The sequence below is a fragment of the Paenibacillus sp. FW507-14B1B genome (assembly GCF_058781425.1).
In genome coordinates, this window is record NZ_JBYSWS010000004.1 from 147793 (window position 1) to 169850 (window position 22058).

The 22058-nt window shown below is 43.0% G+C and carries 18 protein-coding genes and 1 riboswitch; of the genes, 7 read left to right on the plus strand and 11 right to left on the minus strand.

The genetic code is table 11. From position 1 onward, the window contains the following. Positions 1–9 precede the first annotated feature (9 nt). From AC3WJJ_RS19430 to AC3WJJ_RS19440, 3 genes are all read right to left on the minus strand, one after another. Complete coding sequence (locus AC3WJJ_RS19430; protein WP_492543317.1) at positions 10–1362, minus strand: glycosyltransferase; 1353 nt, start codon at positions 1360–1362, stop codon at positions 10–12. Between the two features lie 324 nt (positions 1363–1686). Next, positions 1687–2016 (minus strand): ArsR/SmtB family transcription factor, encoded by a 330-nt coding sequence (locus tag AC3WJJ_RS19435; RefSeq protein ID WP_492543319.1) that lies wholly within the window; start codon positions 2014–2016, stop codon positions 1687–1689. Positions 2017–2020: 4 nt separating this feature from the next. Next, complete coding sequence (locus AC3WJJ_RS19440) at positions 2021–2443, minus strand: SRPBCC family protein (RefSeq protein ID WP_492543321.1); 423 nt, start codon at positions 2441–2443, stop codon at positions 2021–2023. A gap of 242 nt (positions 2444–2685) precedes the next feature. Here AC3WJJ_RS19440 and AC3WJJ_RS19445 point away from each other — a divergent pair, with 242 nt between their 5' ends. From AC3WJJ_RS19445 to AC3WJJ_RS19470, 6 genes are all read left to right on the plus strand, one after another. Continuing rightward, positions 2686–3027, plus strand: coding sequence for a zinc ribbon domain-containing protein YjdM (locus AC3WJJ_RS19445; protein WP_422658836.1), 342 nt, complete (start codon positions 2686–2688; stop codon positions 3025–3027). Between the two features lie 353 nt (positions 3028–3380). After that, positions 3381–3466: riboswitch (cyclic di-GMP riboswitch) on the plus strand. A 168-nt stretch (positions 3467–3634) separates the two neighbouring features. Beyond that, positions 3635–8782 carry an NPCBM/NEW2 domain-containing protein gene (locus tag AC3WJJ_RS19450; RefSeq protein ID WP_492543324.1) on the plus strand — a complete coding sequence of 1716 codons (5148 nt, stop codon included), beginning with the start codon at positions 3635–3637 and terminating at the stop codon, positions 8780–8782. A 184-nt stretch (positions 8783–8966) separates the two neighbouring features. Next, positions 8967–10028: an LLM class flavin-dependent oxidoreductase gene (locus tag AC3WJJ_RS19455; RefSeq protein WP_492543326.1), complete on the plus strand. Its 1062-nt coding sequence runs from the start codon at positions 8967–8969 to the stop codon at positions 10026–10028. A 145-nt stretch (positions 10029–10173) separates the two neighbouring features. Further along, positions 10174–11466, plus strand: coding sequence for an RCC1 domain-containing protein (locus tag AC3WJJ_RS19460; protein WP_492543328.1), 1293 nt, complete (start codon positions 10174–10176; stop codon positions 11464–11466). A gap of 144 nt (positions 11467–11610) precedes the next feature. Then, on the plus strand, positions 11611–12408 hold the full coding sequence (locus tag AC3WJJ_RS19465; RefSeq protein ID WP_492543330.1) for an alpha/beta fold hydrolase: 798 nt from the start codon (positions 11611–11613) through the stop codon (positions 12406–12408). A 36-nt stretch (positions 12409–12444) separates the two neighbouring features. Next, complete coding sequence (locus AC3WJJ_RS19470; protein WP_492543331.1) at positions 12445–13422, plus strand: sensor domain-containing diguanylate cyclase; 978 nt, start codon at positions 12445–12447, stop codon at positions 13420–13422. Here the strand turns inward: AC3WJJ_RS19470 and AC3WJJ_RS19475 are convergent. The 8 genes from AC3WJJ_RS19475 to AC3WJJ_RS19510 form a co-directional block, all read right to left on the minus strand. Next, complete coding sequence (locus tag AC3WJJ_RS19475; RefSeq protein WP_492543333.1) at positions 13419–14147, minus strand: Rv2686c family ABC transporter permease subunit; 729 nt, start codon at positions 14145–14147, stop codon at positions 13419–13421. The genes AC3WJJ_RS19470 and AC3WJJ_RS19475 overlap by 4 nt on opposite strands. After that, the gene (locus AC3WJJ_RS19480) at positions 14147–14854 is read right to left on the minus strand and encodes a fluoroquinolone export ABC transporter permease subunit (RefSeq protein ID WP_492543335.1); all 708 of its coding nucleotides are present in this window, start codon (positions 14852–14854) and stop codon (positions 14147–14149) included. Before AC3WJJ_RS19480 ends, AC3WJJ_RS19475 begins: the two co-directional genes overlap by 1 nt. After that, positions 14851–15705, minus strand: coding sequence for an ABC transporter ATP-binding protein (locus tag AC3WJJ_RS19485; RefSeq protein WP_492543337.1), 855 nt, complete (start codon positions 15703–15705; stop codon positions 14851–14853). Before AC3WJJ_RS19485 ends, AC3WJJ_RS19480 begins: the two co-directional genes overlap by 4 nt. Before the next feature lie 4 nt (positions 15706–15709). Further along, positions 15710–16321: a TetR/AcrR family transcriptional regulator gene (locus tag AC3WJJ_RS19490; protein ID WP_492543339.1), complete on the minus strand. Its 612-nt coding sequence runs from the start codon at positions 16319–16321 to the stop codon at positions 15710–15712. A gap of 198 nt (positions 16322–16519) precedes the next feature. Beyond that, positions 16520–16810 carry a transporter gene (locus tag AC3WJJ_RS19495; protein ID WP_492543341.1) on the minus strand — a complete coding sequence of 97 codons (291 nt, stop codon included), beginning with the start codon at positions 16808–16810 and terminating at the stop codon, positions 16520–16522. 39 nt (positions 16811–16849) lie between these two features. After that, positions 16850–17200, minus strand: a complete 351-nt coding sequence (locus tag AC3WJJ_RS19500; protein WP_492543343.1) for a hypothetical protein — start codon at positions 17198–17200, stop codon at positions 16850–16852. A 43-nt stretch (positions 17201–17243) separates the two neighbouring features. Then, positions 17244–18017 carry a YybI family spore inner coat protein gene (locus tag AC3WJJ_RS19505; RefSeq protein WP_492543345.1) on the minus strand — a complete coding sequence of 258 codons (774 nt, stop codon included), beginning with the start codon at positions 18015–18017 and terminating at the stop codon, positions 17244–17246. 135 nt (positions 18018–18152) lie between these two features. Then, a complete protein-coding gene (locus AC3WJJ_RS19510; RefSeq protein ID WP_492543347.1) occupies positions 18153–19025 on the minus strand; it encodes an AraC family transcriptional regulator in 873 nt (290 codons plus the stop codon). A 195-nt stretch (positions 19026–19220) separates the two neighbouring features. On the opposite strand from AC3WJJ_RS19510, the gene AC3WJJ_RS19515 reads away from it, so the two are divergent. Further along, positions 19221–21941 carry a discoidin domain-containing protein gene (locus AC3WJJ_RS19515; RefSeq protein ID WP_492543349.1) on the plus strand — a complete coding sequence of 907 codons (2721 nt, stop codon included), beginning with the start codon at positions 19221–19223 and terminating at the stop codon, positions 21939–21941. Positions 21942–22058 lie beyond the last annotated feature (117 nt).

A 22058-nucleotide genomic window follows, 5' to 3' on the forward strand; every position in this document is an offset into this window, starting at 1 on the left:
CCTCCTCCTTCATGTGTTCGTTCCAGCCGCCATGTTCTGGCTAATCGCTGCAACGCCTTTACGTTCAACGAACCCCCAGCCTTCATCGTTATCAAAATACTTGAAAGTACCCACAATATTGATGTAGAGAAGAAGATTTCGATAGGTCAGTAATTCGAATTGGCTGAAGAAGAGCATCTTCACATAATCCCACAGGGTATAATTACTCCCGTATTTTTTGCATAAGTAAAAGGAGACGATGAACTGTGCGGCATTGATGACAATGATAATAAGCAGGAAGATCAGTGCTTCTATGATGTTTTTGCCACTTAGAATGGTTTGCCCGATGTAGAAGAGCGTGGAGAATGCGGCTAGTGTCCCCAGCATGAAACCGTCGATGGCGAAGAACAAACTAACACCCACACTAAATCGCTGGGATAATCTAGACCAGTAGATCAGGATACAATCAACAAATGCTTTTTGCCATCTTATTCGCTGCTTATAGAAGTTCGTTAAATTCTCCGGACATTCGGTGTAACATACTGCCTCCGGCGCAAACACGAGCTTCTTTTTCAACTGATTCGCTTTTATGTATTCATGAATTTTAAGGGTAATGTCAATATCTTCACCCACCGTACTGCGAAAACCATTCACTTGCATCAGGACATCTTTGTGAAAAGCACCGAATGCACCTGAAATAACTACAATGGAATTAAAGAAGGACTGTGTTAATTTGCGAACATAGAAGCCATGGGTGTAATTGATAATCTGGCTCTTAATAATTCCTTTTCCGCGAAATGTTTCTATGATCGTGCCATTCTTCTTCTCGGCTCCCTGTACAATCTTAACTGTGCCACCAAGGGCAATAATCTCATCATTATCGAAATATTGATTTACATATTTCAAAGAATGGGTCTCCAGCATACTATCCGCATCCAGTGTAATGACGATTTCCGAGGCTGCATAATCGATACCCGCATTTAAAGAATCTGCCTTTCCACCATTCAGCTTATCGATAACAAAAATATGGGGATAGGTAAGGGATTGGTATAGTCCTCGGACTGACTTGTATGTAAGCTTATGGTCTGGTTTCCTATGAACCAGCTCTAACTCCAGCAGTTCATTTAATCTGCCCATCGTGTCGTCCTTCGAGCCGTCGTTGATGATCAGCATTTCGTAGTTGCTATACTGCACACCTGCAATCGCATCGATGCAGTTCTTGATCGTAAGTTCTTCGTTATAGGCGGGGACAAGTACAGATATCGATCTCTCCGCAAGTTCTGGATCAAGCCGCTTCACTTTGCTGCAGATCAGGGGGATTATCGTATATAGCACTTGGAAGGTAAGAAACACGCCTGCGATTCCGTAAAACAAGTACTGCATGGCAACTCACTCCTTTTCTCTCTGTCTTTACTTTCCTTACATTTTTGTCCATTAAGCTAAACCTATCCCAGCTTGCGCATCCGTGTAAAATCCGGCTAACAATCAAGAAAACGAATACATAGGCACTTTTCAAAGTAAAATGCACATTTTCATAGCCTATTCCCTTGAATGTAATATTTTGTTTTTTGTCATAAATAGTGGGATAAATATATCTTGAGTAAGGGCAAATATACAGAATGAAGCAGTTTGTTATACAAAAAAAGCTCCAAAGACAGAACCTTTTAATAAAAAGGTCATCTCTGGAGACTTCTAACATCGTGCTAATTATTCTTCGGTATTAGACTCTACGAATTGCTGAAGAGCAAGCAGCTTCTCGTCCCAATATGAATCAAAGAATGTGAGCCACTGCTTGATTTCATTGAGTGGTTCTGGCTGCAGGGTATATCTTGTTTCCCGTCCAACCTTTTGACTGCTTACAAGGCCTGCATCAGAGAGCACTTTCAGGTGTTTATTTACAGCTGTACGGCTGATCGGAAAACATGCCGTCATCGCTGCTATGGGCATTTCTTGATGGGCTAGTAATTTTAATAACCTACGGCGGGTAGGATCGGCAATGGCTTGATAGACATCATGCTGTGCAGCAGTAGCTTCCAAGTGCCTAAGCCTCTACATAATGAACAAGGCTTTTGTTTACAATGTTCTCCCATCCGCCGTTCATCACTTCACGAATGACAGCATGCGGCTGTCCGAATTCGGTAACCTTCTCAGCATCCCAACCTGAATGAATAAGTGTAAACTCGGTTTTCCCGCCTTCAAGTTCTTTTAATTCAAAAGCAAGATGCCAGTCCTTACCCCAGTTGAATCCAACGCGATAGGGAGGGTCAATATCCGTTACCTTACAAGGTGAATCTCCAAATTGGCCCGCATGTAATGTGAATTCAAATCCAACTGTAGGTTCAAATGTACTCGGCATCCACCAAGCAGCTATGCCTTCAGATGTTGCAACGGCTTTCCATACTTTTTCAATAGGAGCCTGAAGTACAACGGTTTTGCGAATTTCCGGTATATTCTGTGTTTCCATAATTGATACCTCCACTAAATTAAATGACACCTAAAGGTGTCATAAAAGAGTATAGCACAATACAGTGCGTGTATAAACCTAGCTGTGTTGAGGAAGGCTTAAGAATCACTTGGATATAGTGTGTCCATAGAATTTTTACTTATCCTTTAATTGGACAAGTTGGGAATGAGATTGTTAATAGATAAGCACTATGGCAGAATGGTAACATATCATGATCAACAAGGAATGGAGAAAATAATAACATGTCTAATTTGCCTAATTGTCCTAAATGTAACTCGGAATACACATATGAGGATGGGAATTTATTAATATGCCCGGAATGTGCTTACGAATGGAATCCGGAATCAGACAACGAAACAGATGAAGATGCTAAAGTTATTAAAGACGCGAATGGAAATGTACTGAGTGATGGGGATTCAGTGACCATTATTAAGGATCTCAAAGTTAAAGGAAGTTCCTCGGTCTTAAAGATCGGTACTAAAGTAAAAAATATCCGATTGGTTGAGGGCGATCATGATATTGATTGCAAAATCGACGGATTTGGAGCGATGAAATTAAAATCTGAATTTGTTAAAAAGATTTAACGCTCATTATTTTTAATGTCAGAACACCCTGCTTACTACATTGATTCTACGATGTAGATAGACTGGGTGTTTTTTTATGAGGTATCTAATAAGCCTCAGGACCGATGAACTAGTTCATCATAGATTTCTTAATTTAGTGAAAAAAACCCCCAAACCCCAAATGTCCTGGTCTGGTCTCTGAAAAGATTTATATGTTCAAGAGAATCGAAATTGGTTGTTTGTATATAGGATATAAGTAACGAAATTAGCTAATTTATACATAATAAATAATCTTAATTACCTTAATTTAGATATAGTCCCAACGATTCATGACGAAAAATATAATACTATGTTACTGTTTTTAATGTGTTGTAAAACTTAATAGGCAAACCTATGGAAACGTAGGGACGCAAAGCTACAGGGACTAAGGTCTAAAAGACGATGTCAGCCAGTTGCCAAAGAGTATTTTATGCTTTTTGTTATTTAAGGTTTGGTTTTATAAAAATTAAGTCTTAATTTTTATGCCGAGCTTTATTCGCAATGTAAGCTACTCTTATGGGTAGCTTTTTTTACGCGTTTTTTAGTTCATTGGTCATAATTATGTTCACATACCAGGGGGAAAATCGTAATGAAAAAGATGATTGCAATCGCGACATCAGCAGCAATGTTGGCCAGCCTTACAGTGGGACCAGGTCAGATTATGGCTAATGAAGTACAGAATGCAAAGTCAGTAAAAAATGTATTGGCTAGTAAAGTGGACGAAAGTGGTAAAGCTGTTGTCGTTCCTTTTGATCTACATGGCAAGGCTGGTTTAGCTGCGTATAATGAGGTGTTTAAAATCAGCCGAAATAACATTACATCGATTACGAATAATGGTGGGAACTATTCTAATTCCGCGATTGGTAAGGCGATTGATGGGGATATGGCGACACACTGGGAAACAGGCAAACCGAATACCTCCGCCTTTACGAATGAAGTGGTGGTTCAGTTCAATGAATTGACCACACTCAATCGAATTGTGTATTCAGCTAGACAAGATGGTGCAAAAGGTAAGGGGTTTGCAAGAGAGTTTGATATTTATGCTTCTACATCCGATGAGGGCAATGAGTTTACACTCGTTACATCAGGGGAATATAAAGGGTGGACTGGTGATGTTGTAGAGATTAAATTTGCACCAACAGCGTTCAAACGGGTTAAATTCGTATTCAAAAAAGCAGATCAAGATTGGGCCAGCGCATCGGAGTTTGGTTTCTATAAAGAAGATAATGTTCGGGATGTGGTCAACAGCCTATTCACCGATGGCACGATGAGTGCGGTAGTACCGGATTATAATAGTGCGGCTAAACTTACTGCGTTGGAGAATGAAGCGAAATTACATCCTTTATATTCTGAGCTGAAAGAACGTCTTGATTTGGCGAAAAAGCTTGTGAGTGGTGAGACCCAGATCGAGGGGACCATAATTACCGCAGAGCAACGCGGGGATATGAGAAAACATGCATCGCAGAACTTACGGTTTACACTTGGTACGAACAACCAACCTACGGGATTTGTGGCGATGCCAGGTCAAGAGATCAATGTATATGTGGATGTGGAGTCTGCCGACAAGTTACCTTCCATCGTATTCTCTCAACAAGAAGCAGCATGGAATGTGTGGGCAAGTGGGAAGCAGCTGCGTCCAGGCAAGAACACTTTTATCGTGCCGGAATTCGCATCGAACAGTTACTATGCGCACCCTGTAACTAAAGGTGGTACAGTTTATATTTCTAATCCTTATACAGCTGAAGAACAAGGAAAGGCACCACGCATTCGAATTGAAGGGGGACAGAAGATCCCTTTCATGACGAAGGACACGGATCCTCAGGAATTTAAGTCTTTCCTAACGGAATATAAACAGATGTTAGATGCAGATAAAGCAGCACACCCTGATGTAAAAGACCGTAAGCTTATTGATGTGGTCGAAATGGCAAGTGAGCATATCATTTTTACAGGTACGGCATCCGAAGCTTATAAGAAATTTATTACACAGGGCGAGGATCCAATGGGTACCTTAACCGGCTATGACTACTGGATGAAGAAGAACTTTGAATTCTACGGTCTAGATGGACGCGATACGAACCACGATCCTAAGCGTATTCGGGAAAACATCCGTTTGATGCAGCCGTATGGTGCAATGTATGCAGCAGGTGACCATACCGGAATACAAGCTGGTACGGTATCACAAATGTTGAGTGATTTTACAAAGGTATATCCGGGCTGGGGATTGACGCATGAAATCGGACACCGTATGGCTGTTGGCGAACGAGAGTATGGTGAAATAACCAACAATATGCTGGCTATGTTGATGTCGGTTGATTATCAATCGATCGATACCCGCATTCCTTATCAGGATATCTATAAATATGTCATTGAAGAGAATAAAGTAGCTATGGAGCAGCAGTCTCTATTTGCGAGACTCGGTGCCTTCTGGCAATTGGAGCTTGCTCATCCGGGATATTGGAAGGAACTGAACAGCCTGTACCGGGATCGAAAGGTCTCTCTGCCGAATGGTGAAAATTCGAAACAACAGTATTTGGTCGAGTTCTCCTCTGAGGTGCTGGGCAAGGATTTGAGCAGTTATTTTGCAAGACATGGATTCACAGTTAACGCGGATACAAGAGAGAAAGTATCTGTATATCCGGCACCTAAGAAGCTGTGGTATTTGAATAATTCAGTAATTAATTACAAAGGAAATGGCTTTGTTGAACAGGCATCTAAGATAACAGCTAGTGTGATCCCGAATGTATCTGCTAAAACGAATACACTAAGCATTAGTCTGGATAAATCTTATGCAGAGGATTTGCTAGGATATGAAATTTATAGAGATAACAAGCTGATAGGCTTTACGAGTGAAGATCAATTCGTAGATCAGAACATAGATACGAATGTCAACTACACTTACAAAATCGTGGCTTATGATAAAACACTGAAGACACTGAAACCGGTGGAATTCAAAGCGTTTAAGCCAGCATTATCTGCTCAGGCGTATGTCACGCTGAAGCTGAACCAGTCGTTTAATCCGATGGATTATGTGAAAGCTTCTACGTATCAAGGTAACGATATTTCGAGTGAAGTCGTGGTGAAATCGAATAACGTAGATGTTACACGTAAAGGAAACTATCAAGTTGTTTATGAAGTTAAGAGCGGTGGGGTAGTAGAATCGAGAACGAGTCAAGTGACTGTGACAAGCGACTACGTATTCGCTTCGGATCTAAATGCGGCATCAGCAACTGTGGGCTGGAGTGAATTGAAGAAAGATAGAGCACCTGGTGGCGGCATGATTACGCTTCTTCGTCAAGGCATGGATGCCGTCTATGCGAAGGGTCTCGGTGTGCATGCGAACTCGGAAGTTATCTATCATATTGAGGGCAAAGGTTATGACTTCTTCGAGAGTTATATCGGTATCGATCAGTCTATGAAAGGAAGACCGTCTTCTGCAACATTTGAGGTATATGTTGATGGCGAGAAGAAATTCGACAGTAGTGTATTCAGAGCAAGCACCGAGCAAGAATTCGTGAGAATTCCGGTTACAGGTGCAAAAGAAATCAAGCTGGTTACAACGGATGCGAACGATAGTGGCAATTCTGCAGACCATACCGTATGGGCTGATGCTAAGTTCACGAATAACTCTAGCGTGCCAACCCTCACTTTGCCTGATGAAACTACATTCGTTGCACTTAACGGCGAATTCGATGTATTAAAAGATGTGCAGGCATTTGATAATGAGGATGGAGACTTGATCGGTAAAGTTGAAGTTAAATCCAACGGATTTACAACAGGTAAGACGGGGACATATCAAGTGGAGTTATCGGTATCCGACTCAGACGGCAATACAGTGACCAAGACAAGAAATATCGTAGTTTATAGTGCGAGTAAGTATATGAGTGACGTAGAATGGGTATCTGCAAGAACAGATTATAACGTGGTTAGAAAAGACAAATCGAGTACGAATGCAACGATAAAGTTGCTGGTACAAGGGAAAGTACAAGAGTTCGCTAAAGGAATCGGCACCCATGCCAACTCTGAAATTGTGTATAATCTCGCCAATTCCAACTATGAATATTTCGAGACGTATGTAGGTGTGGACCGAAATATACCGGAACAGAATAACTCGAGTGTTATCTTTAAACTCGTAGCAGATGGTCAAGAAGTTTACAATAGTGGACTCATGAAGTTTAGTACAGAAGCGAAACTTGTTCGGATTCCTGTGAAAGGCATTCAGGAATTAAAGCTGATTGTTGATAATGCGGGTAACGGAAATGCTTCCGACCATGGCAGCTTTGGTGATGCCAAATTTATCATTCTAAATGACAAACCGGAACTTACCATTCCGAAATCGGTTTCGACTAAAGTTGGTGAGGTAATCACGCTGGGAGAGCGTTACTCCGCGATCGATGCTGAAGATGGAGATTTAACAGCTCAGGTAACTGTTACAGGAGAAGATGAAGTCAACTTCAATAGAGCAGGGGAGTATCCAATTACTTATTCTGTTACAGACAGTGACGGCAATACGGTGACTAAAGAGAGAACGGTAGCTGTAGTTGACATGAATGATTATCACTTCTTAACGGATTATGATTGGAGTTCTACGCAGAACAGTTATGCAGCTCCATTGAAAGATAAGTCTATCAGTACTAAAGCTCTCAGACTCACAGACGAGAACAATCGTGAAGTGATTTATGAGAGAGGTATTGGAGCACATTCCAACTCTACGATTGTATATGATCTAACCAATAAGAATATGGATTACTTCACATCATTTGTTGGTGTGGATCGTCAAATGTATGGTTCAATTGGTTCTGTAAGCTTTGAGGTTTATGTGGATGGAGAACTTAAATTCAACAGTGGTGTGATGCAATCCAGAGATCCACAGAAATTTATTGAAGTTGATATTAACGGCGCGAAGGAGCTTAAGCTTGTCGTTACGGATGGCGGAAATGGCAACGGATCCGATCATGCTACATGGGGCGATGCTAAATTCCATTTTGCTAACGCAGATCACATTTATGTACAAGATTTACAACAAGCAGTTGTAGACGCTAAGGCCATAAATGTAGAAGATTACACGCCGGAGAGCGTTGCTGTGTTAACAAATAGCCTTTCCAAAGCTGAAGAGATACTTGCTAATCCAGCCGCTAATCAAAGTGAAATCGACACTGCTGTAGCATCGATTAGAGCAGCCGTGGCAAGTCTAGTGAAGATTGATTTAACGCAAGTGGTTGCCATACCAGATCAATATCTAAGAGATGGCCTTAAGAAGACTCTTGGAATCACAGGAGATATTACGCTGGCGGATATGCATAACCTGATCTCATTCAAGGATGAGACTAGAAGAGTGAGATCTCTTAAGGGTCTGGAATATGCTAAGAATCTAGTAACGCTCGATATTACGGGCGCTGAAGTTACAGACTTCTCTCCGTTGAAAGATTTGAAGAAGCTGGCAAACCTCATGGCTGATCCTCAATTGGTTGAGGTAGGTGGAGTATTGCAAGGACCTATCATTGAAGTGGATAATCTAGTGAGAGGACGGGATGGGAAGAAGATTATACCGGTTTCTGCTGGAATTAGACACAACAAGACGTTTAAAGAAACGGTGTTGGATGTTAGCCAATTAAGTGCAGATCCGAATAAGTTTATCTTTGACCTTTCGAATGAGGATAAGGGATACTACACCATGTTCATGGCGTATCAAGTAGACGGTAACCTCGTACAATTAATTTACATGATCGACAATAAGTAAATTTGAATAGCTGAATTAGCGCCAGTGGATGGTCTATGTATCTTGTAGATTATCTATTGGCGTTTTCTTTATGTAACTTGTTTGAAAATAATAGCGGAATAGTTCAAAATAAAGATATCTGTCATTAAAACAATTTGGCCTTTGGGGCTATTGATAGATATTTATACTATAGGAGGAATGATCCTTGGAAATCGGACTTAGTACATTCGTAGAAACGACGCCTGATGTACAGACGGGTGAGGTAATGAGCCACGCGCAGCGATTGCGTGAAGTGGTGGAGGAAATCATTCTTGCCGATCAAGTAGGACTCGATGTGTTTGGTGTTGGCGAACATCATCGTAAAGACTATGCAGCATCTTCACCGGCAATGGTGCTTGCGGCTGCTGCGCCGCAGACGAGCAATATTCGTCTTACAAGTGCGGTAACGGTCTTATCGTCAGCTGACCCAGTTCGTGTATTTCAGGATTTTGCTACACTCGATGGGATATCGAATGGACGTGCAGAGATTATGGCGGGCCGGGGCTCATTTATCGAATCCTTTCCACTCTTTGGTTATGATCTGAATGATTATAATGAGTTATTCGATGAGAAGTTGGAGCTGCTCCTTAAGATCAGGGATTCTGAGAAGGTGACCTGGAGAGGAGGACATAGACCAGCCATTGATAACTTGGGAGTATATCCACGTCCGGTTCAGGACTCTCTGCCAATCTGGATCGGAAGTGGTGGTAATCAGGAATCCGTCATCCGTGCGGGTCTGCTCGGATTGCCACTCGTGCTTGCGATCATCGGAGGGAAGCCGGTGCAGTTCGCACCATTAGTAGAACTTTATAAAAGAGCAGCAGCACATGCAGGGCATGATGTCTCGAAGCTTGCGGTTGGATCGCACTCCCATGGATTTATTGCAGAGGAAACGGAGCTTGCAGCGGATAAGTTCTTTCCATCTACGCAGGCCTGTATGAATATGCTTGGTCGAGAGCGTGGATGGGGACATTACGATCGTTCCAGCTTCGATTTCGCACGGAGCTTCGACGGTGCACTGTACGTAGGTGATCCAGATACAGTAGCCAAGAAAATTATTCACCTTCGTAAATCTGTTGGTATTACACGCTTTATGCTTCATGTACCGGTCGGCACCATGCCGCATGAGGATGTTATGAATGCCATCAGGCTGTTAGGTACTGTAGTGGCACCACGAGTGCGTGAAGAAATTGAGAAATGGGAGGCTGCAGGAGAACCAAAGTCCTAATCAGTTGTAATCATTAGGTGTTTGTATCCGCTTAATGATGAATATCTTGTCACATGACAACACTCATGACACGGGTCACTATATCACTTTCTCACATTGGACTATATTATTAACAGCAATTTTATTTAAAAGGAGTGATAAGTGAGTGCACCCAATCCGGAAAAAGTGGAAAATCGTTCTCGACAGGACATCAGTGGTCGGTTTGCTTCCGGTAGTAAACGTCTCTAAGGAGAATCAGGTCTCTGATCTGAGTGTTAGAGAGGTTAGTACAGCAACAGATCATGATCTTGTCCTGTTGAGCGATGGCACCGTCATGGCTATGGGCTGCAACCAATATGGGCAACTAGGTGATTCATCATGGATTATGGAGCAGACCGCTTATCAGGTTACATCGTGTGAAGAGGGAGGGCTCCTCTCAAATATTAAGGCAATTTCGGCCGGTGGGTTTCACAGTATGGCACTGGATAACAGAGGTCAGGTGTGGGCTTGGGGACGCAATCTTGAGGGTCAATTGGGAATTGGATTCACGAATGAGGGAGCGCATAAAGATGACATCCGTGGGGCCAAACGTGTTGTATTTCCTCAAGAGGTGAACATCGTGGAAATCTCCGCAGGGGCCACTTTCAGTTTGGCACTGGATGATGAGGGTCAGGTGTGGGCCTGGGGAGATAATGAAGAGGGCCAACTAGGGATTGGATATCATAAAATTGGGCGATCGCAGTTCTCTCCCATTCGAGTGGTTCATGAGAATGGACTATTGAATCAGATCCAATCCATTTCTGCGGGTCCCTATCATAGTCTGGCACTTGATAAAGATGGACAGATTTGGGGCTGGGGAGCGAACTGGAACGGAGCGCTCGGTTTCGATAAGAACATCAACTATGCTAAATTAGAGGAAGAAATTAAGCAATTATGGGGAAAAGACATAACCTTTAACCTAGAAAAATTGGCACAAACGAATCATCTATACACATGGATGGATTATATGGATGAATACTATACGCATGATATGATTTGGATGGTTGCCAAGCGAATAACGAATGATTTTGAAGGATTCGCGGAAATTATGGCAGGGACAATGCAGAGCCAGGGTGTAAAGAGGGATGGCTCGGTATGGGCATGGGGTTACGTGGAGGACCCGACGAGTGACGAGGGGATATGTCTAAATGGCACAAGACTTGGACAATTACCTAAAGATTCAGAGGATCAGGAAGCAGCTGATATTCAGCGACTGATATCGAATACTCGAAGTAGAGGGTCGAACTGGAGCTGGGCTCTATGTGAAGACAGTATCCCTCTGCCCTCCATTCGAGTCGTAGACAGAAGAAATTTCACGACGCTAACGAGTGAAGCATTGTTTATGAGTTGTCGAAGCCGTCAGGCTACGGAATGGACCTTAGAGGATATATGTATTGATTTTGAAGCATTAATTGTCTAGTTGATGCTTACATATGAAGACGGTGGACTGTCCCTAAGGGCAGTCCTTTTTCTACTTTATAAAGTGTTAGAAAGATAGACTTGATATTTATATATCATCCCCTCAGAATGAAGAGAACACTTCTAGAAGAGGGAGTTATGCGAAATGACGAATGTGATGACACGGAATAATGTGAAGGTAATTGGAGCGGGAGAACAAACCATTGTTTTTGCCCATGGGTTTGGGTGTGACCAGAGCATGTGGCAATATATCGTGCCTTCTTTTGAAGGGGATTACCGGATTGTTCTTTTTGACTACGTAGGTTCGGGCAACTCTGATTTACACGCATATAGAGCGGAAAAGTATAGCTCACTTCACGGATATGTACAGGACGTACTGGAAGTGATGGAAGCGCTGGAGCTGCGTGATGTTATTTTTGTAGGTCATTCGGTTAGCTCCATGATTGGAATGCTTGCATCCATCAAGCGTCCAGAGTATTTTAATAAATTGATTATGATTGGACCTTCTCCACGTTATTTGAATGAGGGAGAGCATTATGTCGGTGGGTTTGATTTAAGTGATATAAATGAACTACTTGATATGATGGAGATGAATTTTACAGGCTGGGCAAGTTTCCTGGCGCCGATTGCGATGAATAACCCTGACCTTCCACAGTTAACGAAAGAGCTGGAACAGAGCTTTATATCTACCGATCCAGTGATTGCAAGGGAGTTCGCGGAGGTTACATTTCTATCAGACCATCGGAGTGATTTATCCGAATCTACCGTTCCTACACTGATTATGCAGTGCTCTGATGATAGTATTGTTCCGCTTCAGGTGGGGGAGTATCTGCACAGCCACTTGCAGAATAGCACACTGCGAATCATGGAGGCTAAAGGCCATTATCCTCATATCAGTCACCCGGTAGAAACGATTACATTGATTAAGGAATATCTTCAATAGCTAGATTATGCCCGCATTGAAAGGATATATAAGATAATGGATGATCGTTTGAAATATGCCCCCTGTGGCTATATCTCAATCACTCAGACTGGAATTGTTAGCGATGTGAATGATACATTTCTGGAGTGGATGGGATATAAAGAGGAAGACTTGGTCCAGAAGCATTTTGAGTCTATCATGTCGACGGCAAACAAGCTTATTTTTCATTCTTATTTCTACCCTTATATTCATCTGAACGGACATGTGGAGGAGCTCTTCTTAAGTCTGAGAGACAGTCAAGGCCAGTCCATTCCATTCATTCTGAATGGGAGACGGTTTGAGATAGAAGGAATAGAGATGATTGATTGCATCTTGGTACAGATGGGCAAGCGTATTGATTATGAACTAGAGCTACGAACAGCTAAGAAGCAGATTGAAGCTGCCTATTGGGAGAAGGACCAAGCCCTTGCGAAGCTGGAACAGATTCATAAGGAGATTGAGCAGAAGCAAGCCGAGCTGATGGAGTACAATGCAGTATTGGTGGAACTGTCTGTTACGGATAAGTTGACGGGCCTTAAGAATAGGCGATATTTTCAGGATAAATTAGAAGAGTTGATTGTGCGGTACTGCGAGAGCGAACAACCCTTCTCCGTTCTTATTATCGATATAGACCACTTTAAAAAAGTAAATGACACCTGGGGGCACCAGGCCGGTGATCTTGTTCTGAAGCAGTTGGCGGATACCTTAATCAGACATTCTCTGCGTGAAGACACCGTGGCCAGACTAGGCGGTGAAGAATTTGTTCTTCTTCTGCCAGATGCAGATGCTGAAGCGTCTAAGTTGAGGGCTGAGGCGCTGCGACTTGCGGTTTTACAGACTCCGTGGGAATTAGTGACTATCACGGTGAGTATAGGAGTAGCCACGATGACTTCCGAGGATTCAGATGTAACTCTGCTAGAAAAAGCCGATCAGGCCCTTTACGCTTCCAAGGAGAATGGGAGAAACCGGGTTACACATAGTTTGGATTTAAATTAATCGAGCTTATTTACAAATAACCTCAGTAGACTCTTTAGGAATATCAAGTGGACGACAGTGCCAATGATTACATACAGCATGAAATTCAGAGATCCCTGCTGGGTAGCGATCAGATAGGTTTTGGAGATCCAGAAGGTCGGGATGATACCACCGAGCCATTGCCAGGGTGAAGGAACCCAGAAAATAATCAAAGGGGCGAGAACAACCAAGCCAGCGAGCTTCGATAGGGCTAGCCCCTCTACTTTATTCGCTGCAAAAGCGCTCATAAACAATGCCACGATTGGAGCTTCCATTGCAATCATGGGCATGAGCAATAGAAGCTTAGTCCACGGAATAGAGACTAGTTGAACCGTGTATATAAGCAGCAGACTAAAGCAGGTGGATATAACAATGGGGACAGATAATCGGTATAGGAAATAACCACGCCTAGAGAGCGGGGTAACTGCATAATAGCTGATTAGATTCTCATCGCGCTCATCGAGAATTACAAAACCCGATAGCATCCCTAATATGAGGGGGATGAGAAGTAGGAAGAAACTCATAATCTCGCGGTAATATAACGTTAACTCGATTCCGAGTCTTTCGTATACCACATCAGAAGCCATAGGTATACCTAGACGTAAGGATAGAATCAATAGAACAGGTGCCAGTAGGGCGGATAGGAGCATTGGATCACGGCTGATCTGCCTTACATCACTACGTAGAAGCTGAGTGATAGCATGCATTAATTTTGACCTCCACCAATTTTTAATATAATGTAGCGACTTATTGAATTCCGTGTCCAAAAATAAGCGACCACACACCATACAGCTAATGAAATAACAGCGTAAGTTAGCTCTCCTAGTGACAAGTTAGTAAAGGCTGATCGAATGAGAAGCAGTGAGCCTTTGGCAGGTAGGACATAGAAGAGTGGTGAATTCCACAGGCCAAGTGTCTCCAAGAGTGGCAGAATGAGAATGGATGTATAGAGCATAGATTTGATGAAAAATTGGTTGATGGTTTTGCACCTTGCTGATAGACCCATTCCAATTAGGGTGAAGAAGAATGAAGTCATGGCTACACCCAGTAGATATAGAAATAGGTTTGTATGAAATCCAAAGGTGCTGAGATGTATAACAGAGCAGGTAAGGATGGAGAGTGCGGTTAAGGTTAGCGTCTTTGATAGAATATACTCTTCCGGCTTGTAAGGTGTAACGAAGAGGTTGTCATGAATATTCTGACCTTTCTCAAGCAGGACCAGCCCGCCGACGAAGAAAAAACCAAGTACGCCGGGATCAGAGAAAGTAAGAATGATGTCAGCAGTCTGGCGATACTCTTGAGGTAGAGCTTGCAGCACCATAATATAAATGGTACTAATAATCAGATAGGCATAGTAGAATCCATGCCGGAATTGTAGCTTCACATCATAGAAGAAGGCAGCTTGAAGTCTCATCGTAATGATTCTCCTGTCACTTGGATAAATACATCCTCTAGCGTGGCCTCCTGTGTATGCATGGTCTCAATGGGGTGTGTTCGCAATAATTGAAGAAATGCTTGGTTTGAACCGATCTGCTGGAGATCAAAATCTCTGCGTTGGAGTCGTCCTCGATCTGTATACTCGATTTGAACACGGGAGCGGCCGTTTCTAACCTTTAACTCACGAGGGGAGTCGATAAGGCTAATCCCTCCATTCACAATGAAGGCAACCCGGTCACATAGTTCATCTGCTGCACTCATGTGGTGTGTGGTCAATAGAATCGTAGTGCCTTGCTGTTGTCTGGCGAGGATAAGGTCTTTCATGACTTTGGCATTCACAGGGTCGAGTCCGGAAGTCGGCTCATCCAGAAAAAGAATATCGGGGCTGCCTAGCAGCGCACGACAGAAATTAAGCCGCATTTTCATGCCTTTTGAGAAATCGGAAATTTTGGTATGGGCATACTTATCAAGATCAACCATAGCCAGTAAATCCTTCGGGTCTTCAGTCTTGCCTTTATAGAGCGAGCGAAAGAGTGAGAGGTTCTCTAATGCAGTGAAGCGGGTGTAGAAGTTCGGGAATTCAAAGGCAACACCGATTTTTTCGTAGTAATCAGGGGGTGAATTGCGTATTTCTGAACCCTGGACACGAACACTGCCTGAATATTGCTTCAGGATTCCGATAAGGATCTTCTGAATTGTACTCTTACCTGCACCTGAAGGGCCCAGAAATCCAAAAATCTCCCCTGCAGGAATGGAGAAGTTCAGCCCTTTAAGGGTGGGCTGTTTCGCTCCGGGATAAGTAAATTGTAAATCTTGCACCTCGATCATGAACTCAGCCTTCTTTCTCCGTAATAAGTCCATCAACAATGAAATCGATAAGAAGTTCCATCGTGTTCTCATAATGTGCTTCACCTATCGTTCGTTTCTGAAGGGATAGCAGAATGATGGAGCGCAGTAGACTAACAATGGTTTCAGGATTCTTCTGGGCCATATATCCTTGTTCTTGTGCCTGTATGATCATGGGTAGGAGATAGTCAGCATCACCTGTAAAGTTCTGTTCGAGCAGTTTATCCGGCAGTTTGCGGATTAATGTCTCCATGATCTCTTCGTTGTAGAGCTGACGAATCAGCGGGTAGGTCTCCATAAGATCTAAGGAATCTTTGAGAAACTGCTTGAACGAAGCCCTCGTCAAGATCCCAGATGAGAAATGCTTGCTTACCATATCTATACGGATCTGCTCCTCTAGCTGTTGAAGAATATCGAAATACAGCTCCTCCTTCGATGCATAGAACAGGTAGAAGGATCCCTGTGCAATACCAGCCGCCTTCGTTAGATCAGACACGCTTGTTTTCCTCAATCCGTGCGTCTCGAATAGCCATTTCCCCTGCGTTAGTAACTGTGAGTGGATGCGTTCTTTCTCGTGTTCATAAAATTTTCTTGCCATAATTTAAGGTCTCCTTATGCCACTTATGAACGTATGAATATTTATATTTTATATTCACAGAGAATATACCCCTTATTCTGGAAAATGGCAAGTGCAAGTTTAGTTGTTCGCATACTCTTGGACAAATCATTAAAAAGCAGCACAGCTTGAGCGCTGTGCTGCTTGATCAATTGATTATTTTGACGATGTAGTAACTCACTAGAAGCACGTAAAAGACTCAATCGTTCTTAAATCAAATCCAGAATAAACCCATCTTCGGCCAGTCCATCTGAAGCCGGCAACAGATGTGCGCCCCACGAAAGTCGGGAAGAACCAGAAACCAATTCCGAATTTGGGCCATATATAAGTGTTTCGGAATAGACAGTTCTGAATTGCACCAGGGTCAACGGCAAAGGTGGAGGTCATTGGCTTTGGGGGAGGAGCCTGTGGAGGTGGAGCGGTTGGTCCCGTCTGTTGTCCCTGTGGTCCAAAAGGAGGCATAAATGCCATGAGTGTTCACTCCTTTACATTAAGTTAGAGGGATTGCGTTTAGATAAATAACAGGGTAATCACGAGCAGTTCATAAAGAACAAGCGGGAGAATAACATTGTTGTAGTAATTCGGTCCGAAGGCGCGCGAGCCACTCTTGTCTGGTAGGCTCAAATATATAATGCCTCGATCACAATGTGTGATGACGCCTTCGAAAACTTCCCCATCGAGTGTTTCTACACGTACGAGTTGATTTTTATGCTGGTTGCATAGATGGTGCATATGATCTCGAGTTGATTTTAAAGATTGCGGATGATTGGGTCCGGCTTGATATAAGATTTGCTCTTGATGGCCGAGGCCTTGGTACTGCATGCTCATCATTTCGTCCTCCATCTCTGGGTGGTTATCCATATCTGCAATATATGCGCCTGACCATTTAGGGGTGCATGCCTAATTAGCTGAGATAAGGTGTAATTAACTTGCTACCTGGGATAGAGACTGTCAGTCTTTTCGAGGCAAAGGCATGCCCATCCCATGAAATGAGGTTCTCTACATTGCCTAATGTGTCAGCATTCGTTGTACCAATGATTCGCTGGAAGGCGAGGAGGTCATAACGCATGCTTCCCGTGTTGGTTACGACCGGATAAAGAGCTCCTAGTGCTAGAACCTCGCCTTTGGTAGGTTGTTTCAATTGTCCTGACTCGTTATAGAACTGAGATAAATAGTCGTAACCCTTGTTGCTGATATCAATGGTAAACAAGATGTCGAGCTGAGGACTACTTATGCTTACCTTATATCCATTCTCATAGTTGACATGGAAACGGTACTGTTCATTGTACTGCTGTACATCGAATAGCTTCTTTAAATCGTTGTTTTGGAACGAATAGATATAGAAAATACCGTATCCACCACTGCCTCCGGTCTCCATACTGACCATAATGTCGAGAATACCATCCTTATTGAAATCTCCGAGGAACAGCGTAGGATTATACCCGGCATTCTCAGGGGGATGGACAATCGTTAATTGGTGTGTAGCCCCGTCCTGAATCCCCATGGTTATGTGGTCTGCGAAGAGGCTGGTTGGATCTACTTTGTTACCGAATAGATAGACAGTATCGAGGATGCCGTCTCCATTCACATCCCCTCGTTTCATATCTAACAAGATGGGAGGAGCCGTGGGTCGATACACTTGATAGTCCCAATAAGGACTCGGATATATTACATTCATCATCATTCTCCTTGCTGAACGCATCTAATGCTCTAGCCTATGCGAGTGCCTAGATGAGGGTGCTGTTAAGGAGCGGGACTGAAGGGGGAGGCGTGAAAGAGGTCATAAAAAAGCACCCTGCTGAGGGCGCTTTTTTTATACTTTATCGTTGTGAATATATTGGCGGTATTCTTTAGGGGTAATTCCTTCATATTTCTTAAACAACATGGAGAAATAACTCTGACTGCCGATGCCGACATGCTGGGCAATTTGGCCGATCGACATCATCGTAGAGGTCAGAAGCTGCTTAGAAATAATTAATCGGTATTTGATGATATATTCAGTGACCGTATGACAGGTATATCGTTTGAATAAACGTGAGAAATAGTAGGGACTTAGATGTACGAAATGAGCAACGTCTTCGACTTTAATATCCGATGGATAATGTGCTTCGATAAACTCTAGCGCTAGTTGTATTTCTGTAGGGTATGCGATCTTCAGCGAAATAGATTCAGCGTTGTTTTTGTCCATGGAAGACATGATCAATTGCGTGAACACCTGGGTAATGAGAGAGGATGCTATGAACTCAAGACCGATGGGGCGATGCAGAAATAAATCATACAGATGTTTAAAAAGAAGCTCCGTCTGCTCGGTATTGCTGATTTGAAATACGGGGCACTCTGAAGCGTGTAACAGCTCGAAATAATATGAGCTTTGAATTCCGCCAAAGCGAACCCACAGCAGTTCCCAAGGATTACTCGGATCTGCGTTATATTGATGCATCTGACTTAAATCTAAGAAGAATAGCTCACCAGCATTTACTTTATAGGTTCTTCCCTGGGCGGTCACATACCCGGAGCCTTTAACGACATACTTGAGTTGATAGTGAGATAATGAACGATTTATACAATAATCAGGCTTGCATACATACCAACCAACATCTTGAACGAAAAACATAAATTTAACGGCGATATCGCTTGGAGAATGGGAAAGGGTGCTGTACGGAAACTCGGATGGATGCGCTTTCATAATGAATCACCTCATGTATAAAAGATTATTTAAACGAGGTAGATCTATATAGCAAACCAGAGCATGATTACGATAAAAACAAAGCATATTTACGAAATAATTCAATCCTATCGTATTTTATAATTTGATTACATGATCTTTTATGAAGTGAAACATGAAGTTTTTAATAAAATTAGCGATGGGGAGGGTAAGGAAATGGGAAAAACAATGAGAGCACGATTATTATCATGGACGCTCGCGGCCAGCATGCTCGCGGTCAGTGCAATCCCAATGGTATCAATGCCTGGACATGTATTAGCGGCTGCACAAGGTACAACCTATTATGTGGATTATGCGAAAGGTAATGATGGTAATGCTGGAGACGGTGCCTCTTCTGCGTGGAAGACACTAGATAAGGTAAACAGCACAACATTTCAACCCGGCGATCAGATTCTATTCAAAGCTGGTGAGAGCTGGAACGGTCAGCTCTGGCCTAAAGGATCAGGAGCCGAAGGAAGCCCTATTGTAATAGGTAAGTATGGATCAGGTAATAAGCCGGCCATTAACGGTGGAGGTCAGACGGAAGGCGCGGTAATGCTTCAGAATCAGGAATACTGGGAAATTACTAATCTTGAAATAACGAATGATGACGATCTTACAGTTAATTACACAGGTCCGAATCGGAGAATCGGAGTTCTGTATTCGATTGATGGACGTACCAGTGATCGCGTATATCAACATATTTATATTAAGGATTGTTATATTCACGATGTTGATGGCAATGAACATGGTGTAGGCAACGATCCTTACAAAAGCAGCGGGGGGATCGTCGGTGAAGTTATTGTCGGTACCAAAGGGAGTGTAACCAAAGCCAGATTTAATGATGTACGTATTACATACAACACGATCGACCATGTGGACCGGACAGGGATTAAGCCAGTTCGTTATAAATTGCTCTATGTACCGGTGCAGACTGGGGGGCAATATGACAGCGAGATGGGACCACTGCTGCGGGATAACAACCTATGGAGCACGGGTGTGTATATTGGTCACAACAAGCTTAACGATATTGGTGGAGACGGTATATTAATTCGCGATACGAAAGGTGCTCTCATCGAGCATAATGTATTAGCTGGTTTTGCGATGAGATCGAATAAACCGAATGCCGGCATGTGGCCTTGGAATGCTGTCGATACGACATTCCAATTCAATGAGGTATCCGGCGGCGCCCCGAATCAGGATGGAACCGCATTTGATCTAGACAGCATGTCTGCGAATACAACATTCCAGTTTAACTACAGTCATGACAATCCAGAAGGCTTCATGCTCGTTATGGCAGGGAATGAGCATGATGTTGTCAGATATAATATTAGTCAGAATGACGGAAGATTGTTTAAGTATTTCCTGTTCAATGAACTGTCGCCCTCTTACATCATGAATAATATATTCTATTATGACAGCAGCCAATCGGAGATCACGAATGTGGTTTGGAAGCAGGGAATGGGTGTGTACAACAATGTGTTCTACAATACGAATAAGAACGCACCTACCAATTGGGGCGTATCTGATTGGTCTAAGGTAGACTTCAGCAATAATGTAATCTATGAGGCAGGTGGCGTACATGCGGCGAATGAACCTGCTGATCCGAACAAAATCACTAAAGATCCGTTGTTTGTAAACCCCGGCAGCGGTAAGACTGGAATCACTTCGCTTGATGGATACAAGCTTCAGCCGAATTCACCTTTAATCGATGCCGGGAAGCTGTTGATTGACGGAGGCGTGAAGGATTTTTGGGGAAATAGATTACACTATAATAGTCCGGATATCGGTGCATATGAACATCCGGTCGGCACATTTAATCCAGTACCCATGGCACCTGAGACAGATCCGCTGGCTATCCCCCAATCGCTGATGAATGCGACAGCTACAAGTGCTGAGCCTGGAGAAGGAGCAGATCGAGTGCTGGATGGCAGGAAGGCGACATTATGGAGCACAAAGTGGAATCTATCTGATCGATTACCGCAATCGATTATCATTAATTTGAATGATACGTATGAGATTGATAAATTCGTATACACACCAAGACAAGATATGGGTGGAGATGGACGGTTCAACGGAATCATTACCAAATATAATCTCTATGTTAGTAGTAACGGCAATGAATTCACTAAAGTATCCGAAGGCAGCTGGGCAAGAGATAAGACAGATAAGGTGATCACGTTTAGTCCGGTAAAGGCAACACATGTAAAGCTGGAAGCGATCGAAGGATCTGGGGGATGGGCGACCGCATCAGAGATTAATGTATATCGACATGAGAGTAGCAGTACAACCGAATTAACTTCCACCTTGAATAGTAGTCCTTCTGTCGATTCAGAGCAAACGCTAAGTGTTACTTATGGATTAAATAATGTGGTTAATCCGGTATATGCGCAGGATGTTAAGGTGGAATATGATGACTCGTTGTTTGAATTTGTCTCTGCAAATTCCATTCATGAAGATGACGTTTCGATTGTAGAGGTGATAGATACCACTCCAGGACAGCTTCGCTTCATTGTTGCAAGCAAGGGGGCAGAGCACGCCATTCGTAGTAATTCCGAAGTGCTTGAGATGAAATTTAAAGCGAAGAAAGTGGAGCAAGTGTTGTCGGGCTCAGTTAAAATAGCGAAAGCCGTCATGGGGGATCAAGAAGGAAAAGAGCTCGAAGCAGCTTCATCTTCTATAACGGTTCAGGTTAAACCAGGAAAACCAATAGAGCCAGGAACTCCAGGAGACCTTAATAACGATGGTAAGATATCGATTGGAGATCTTGCGATTATCGCTGCGAATTACGGAAAAACAACAGATAGCCCAGATTGGGAAAAAATTAAAGCAGCTGATGTTACAGGAGATGGAAAGATTGATCTGGAAGACCTCGTAACCATTGCAAGGCAACTATAAAGAATGATTCGTTCGTTCTTTCTGGATAGGAAGCCTGAATAATAAAAAAGGTTGATCTTCTGTGGAGGAAGATCAACCTTTTTATATTGATGAGTGACATCAAATTTATAGCGATTC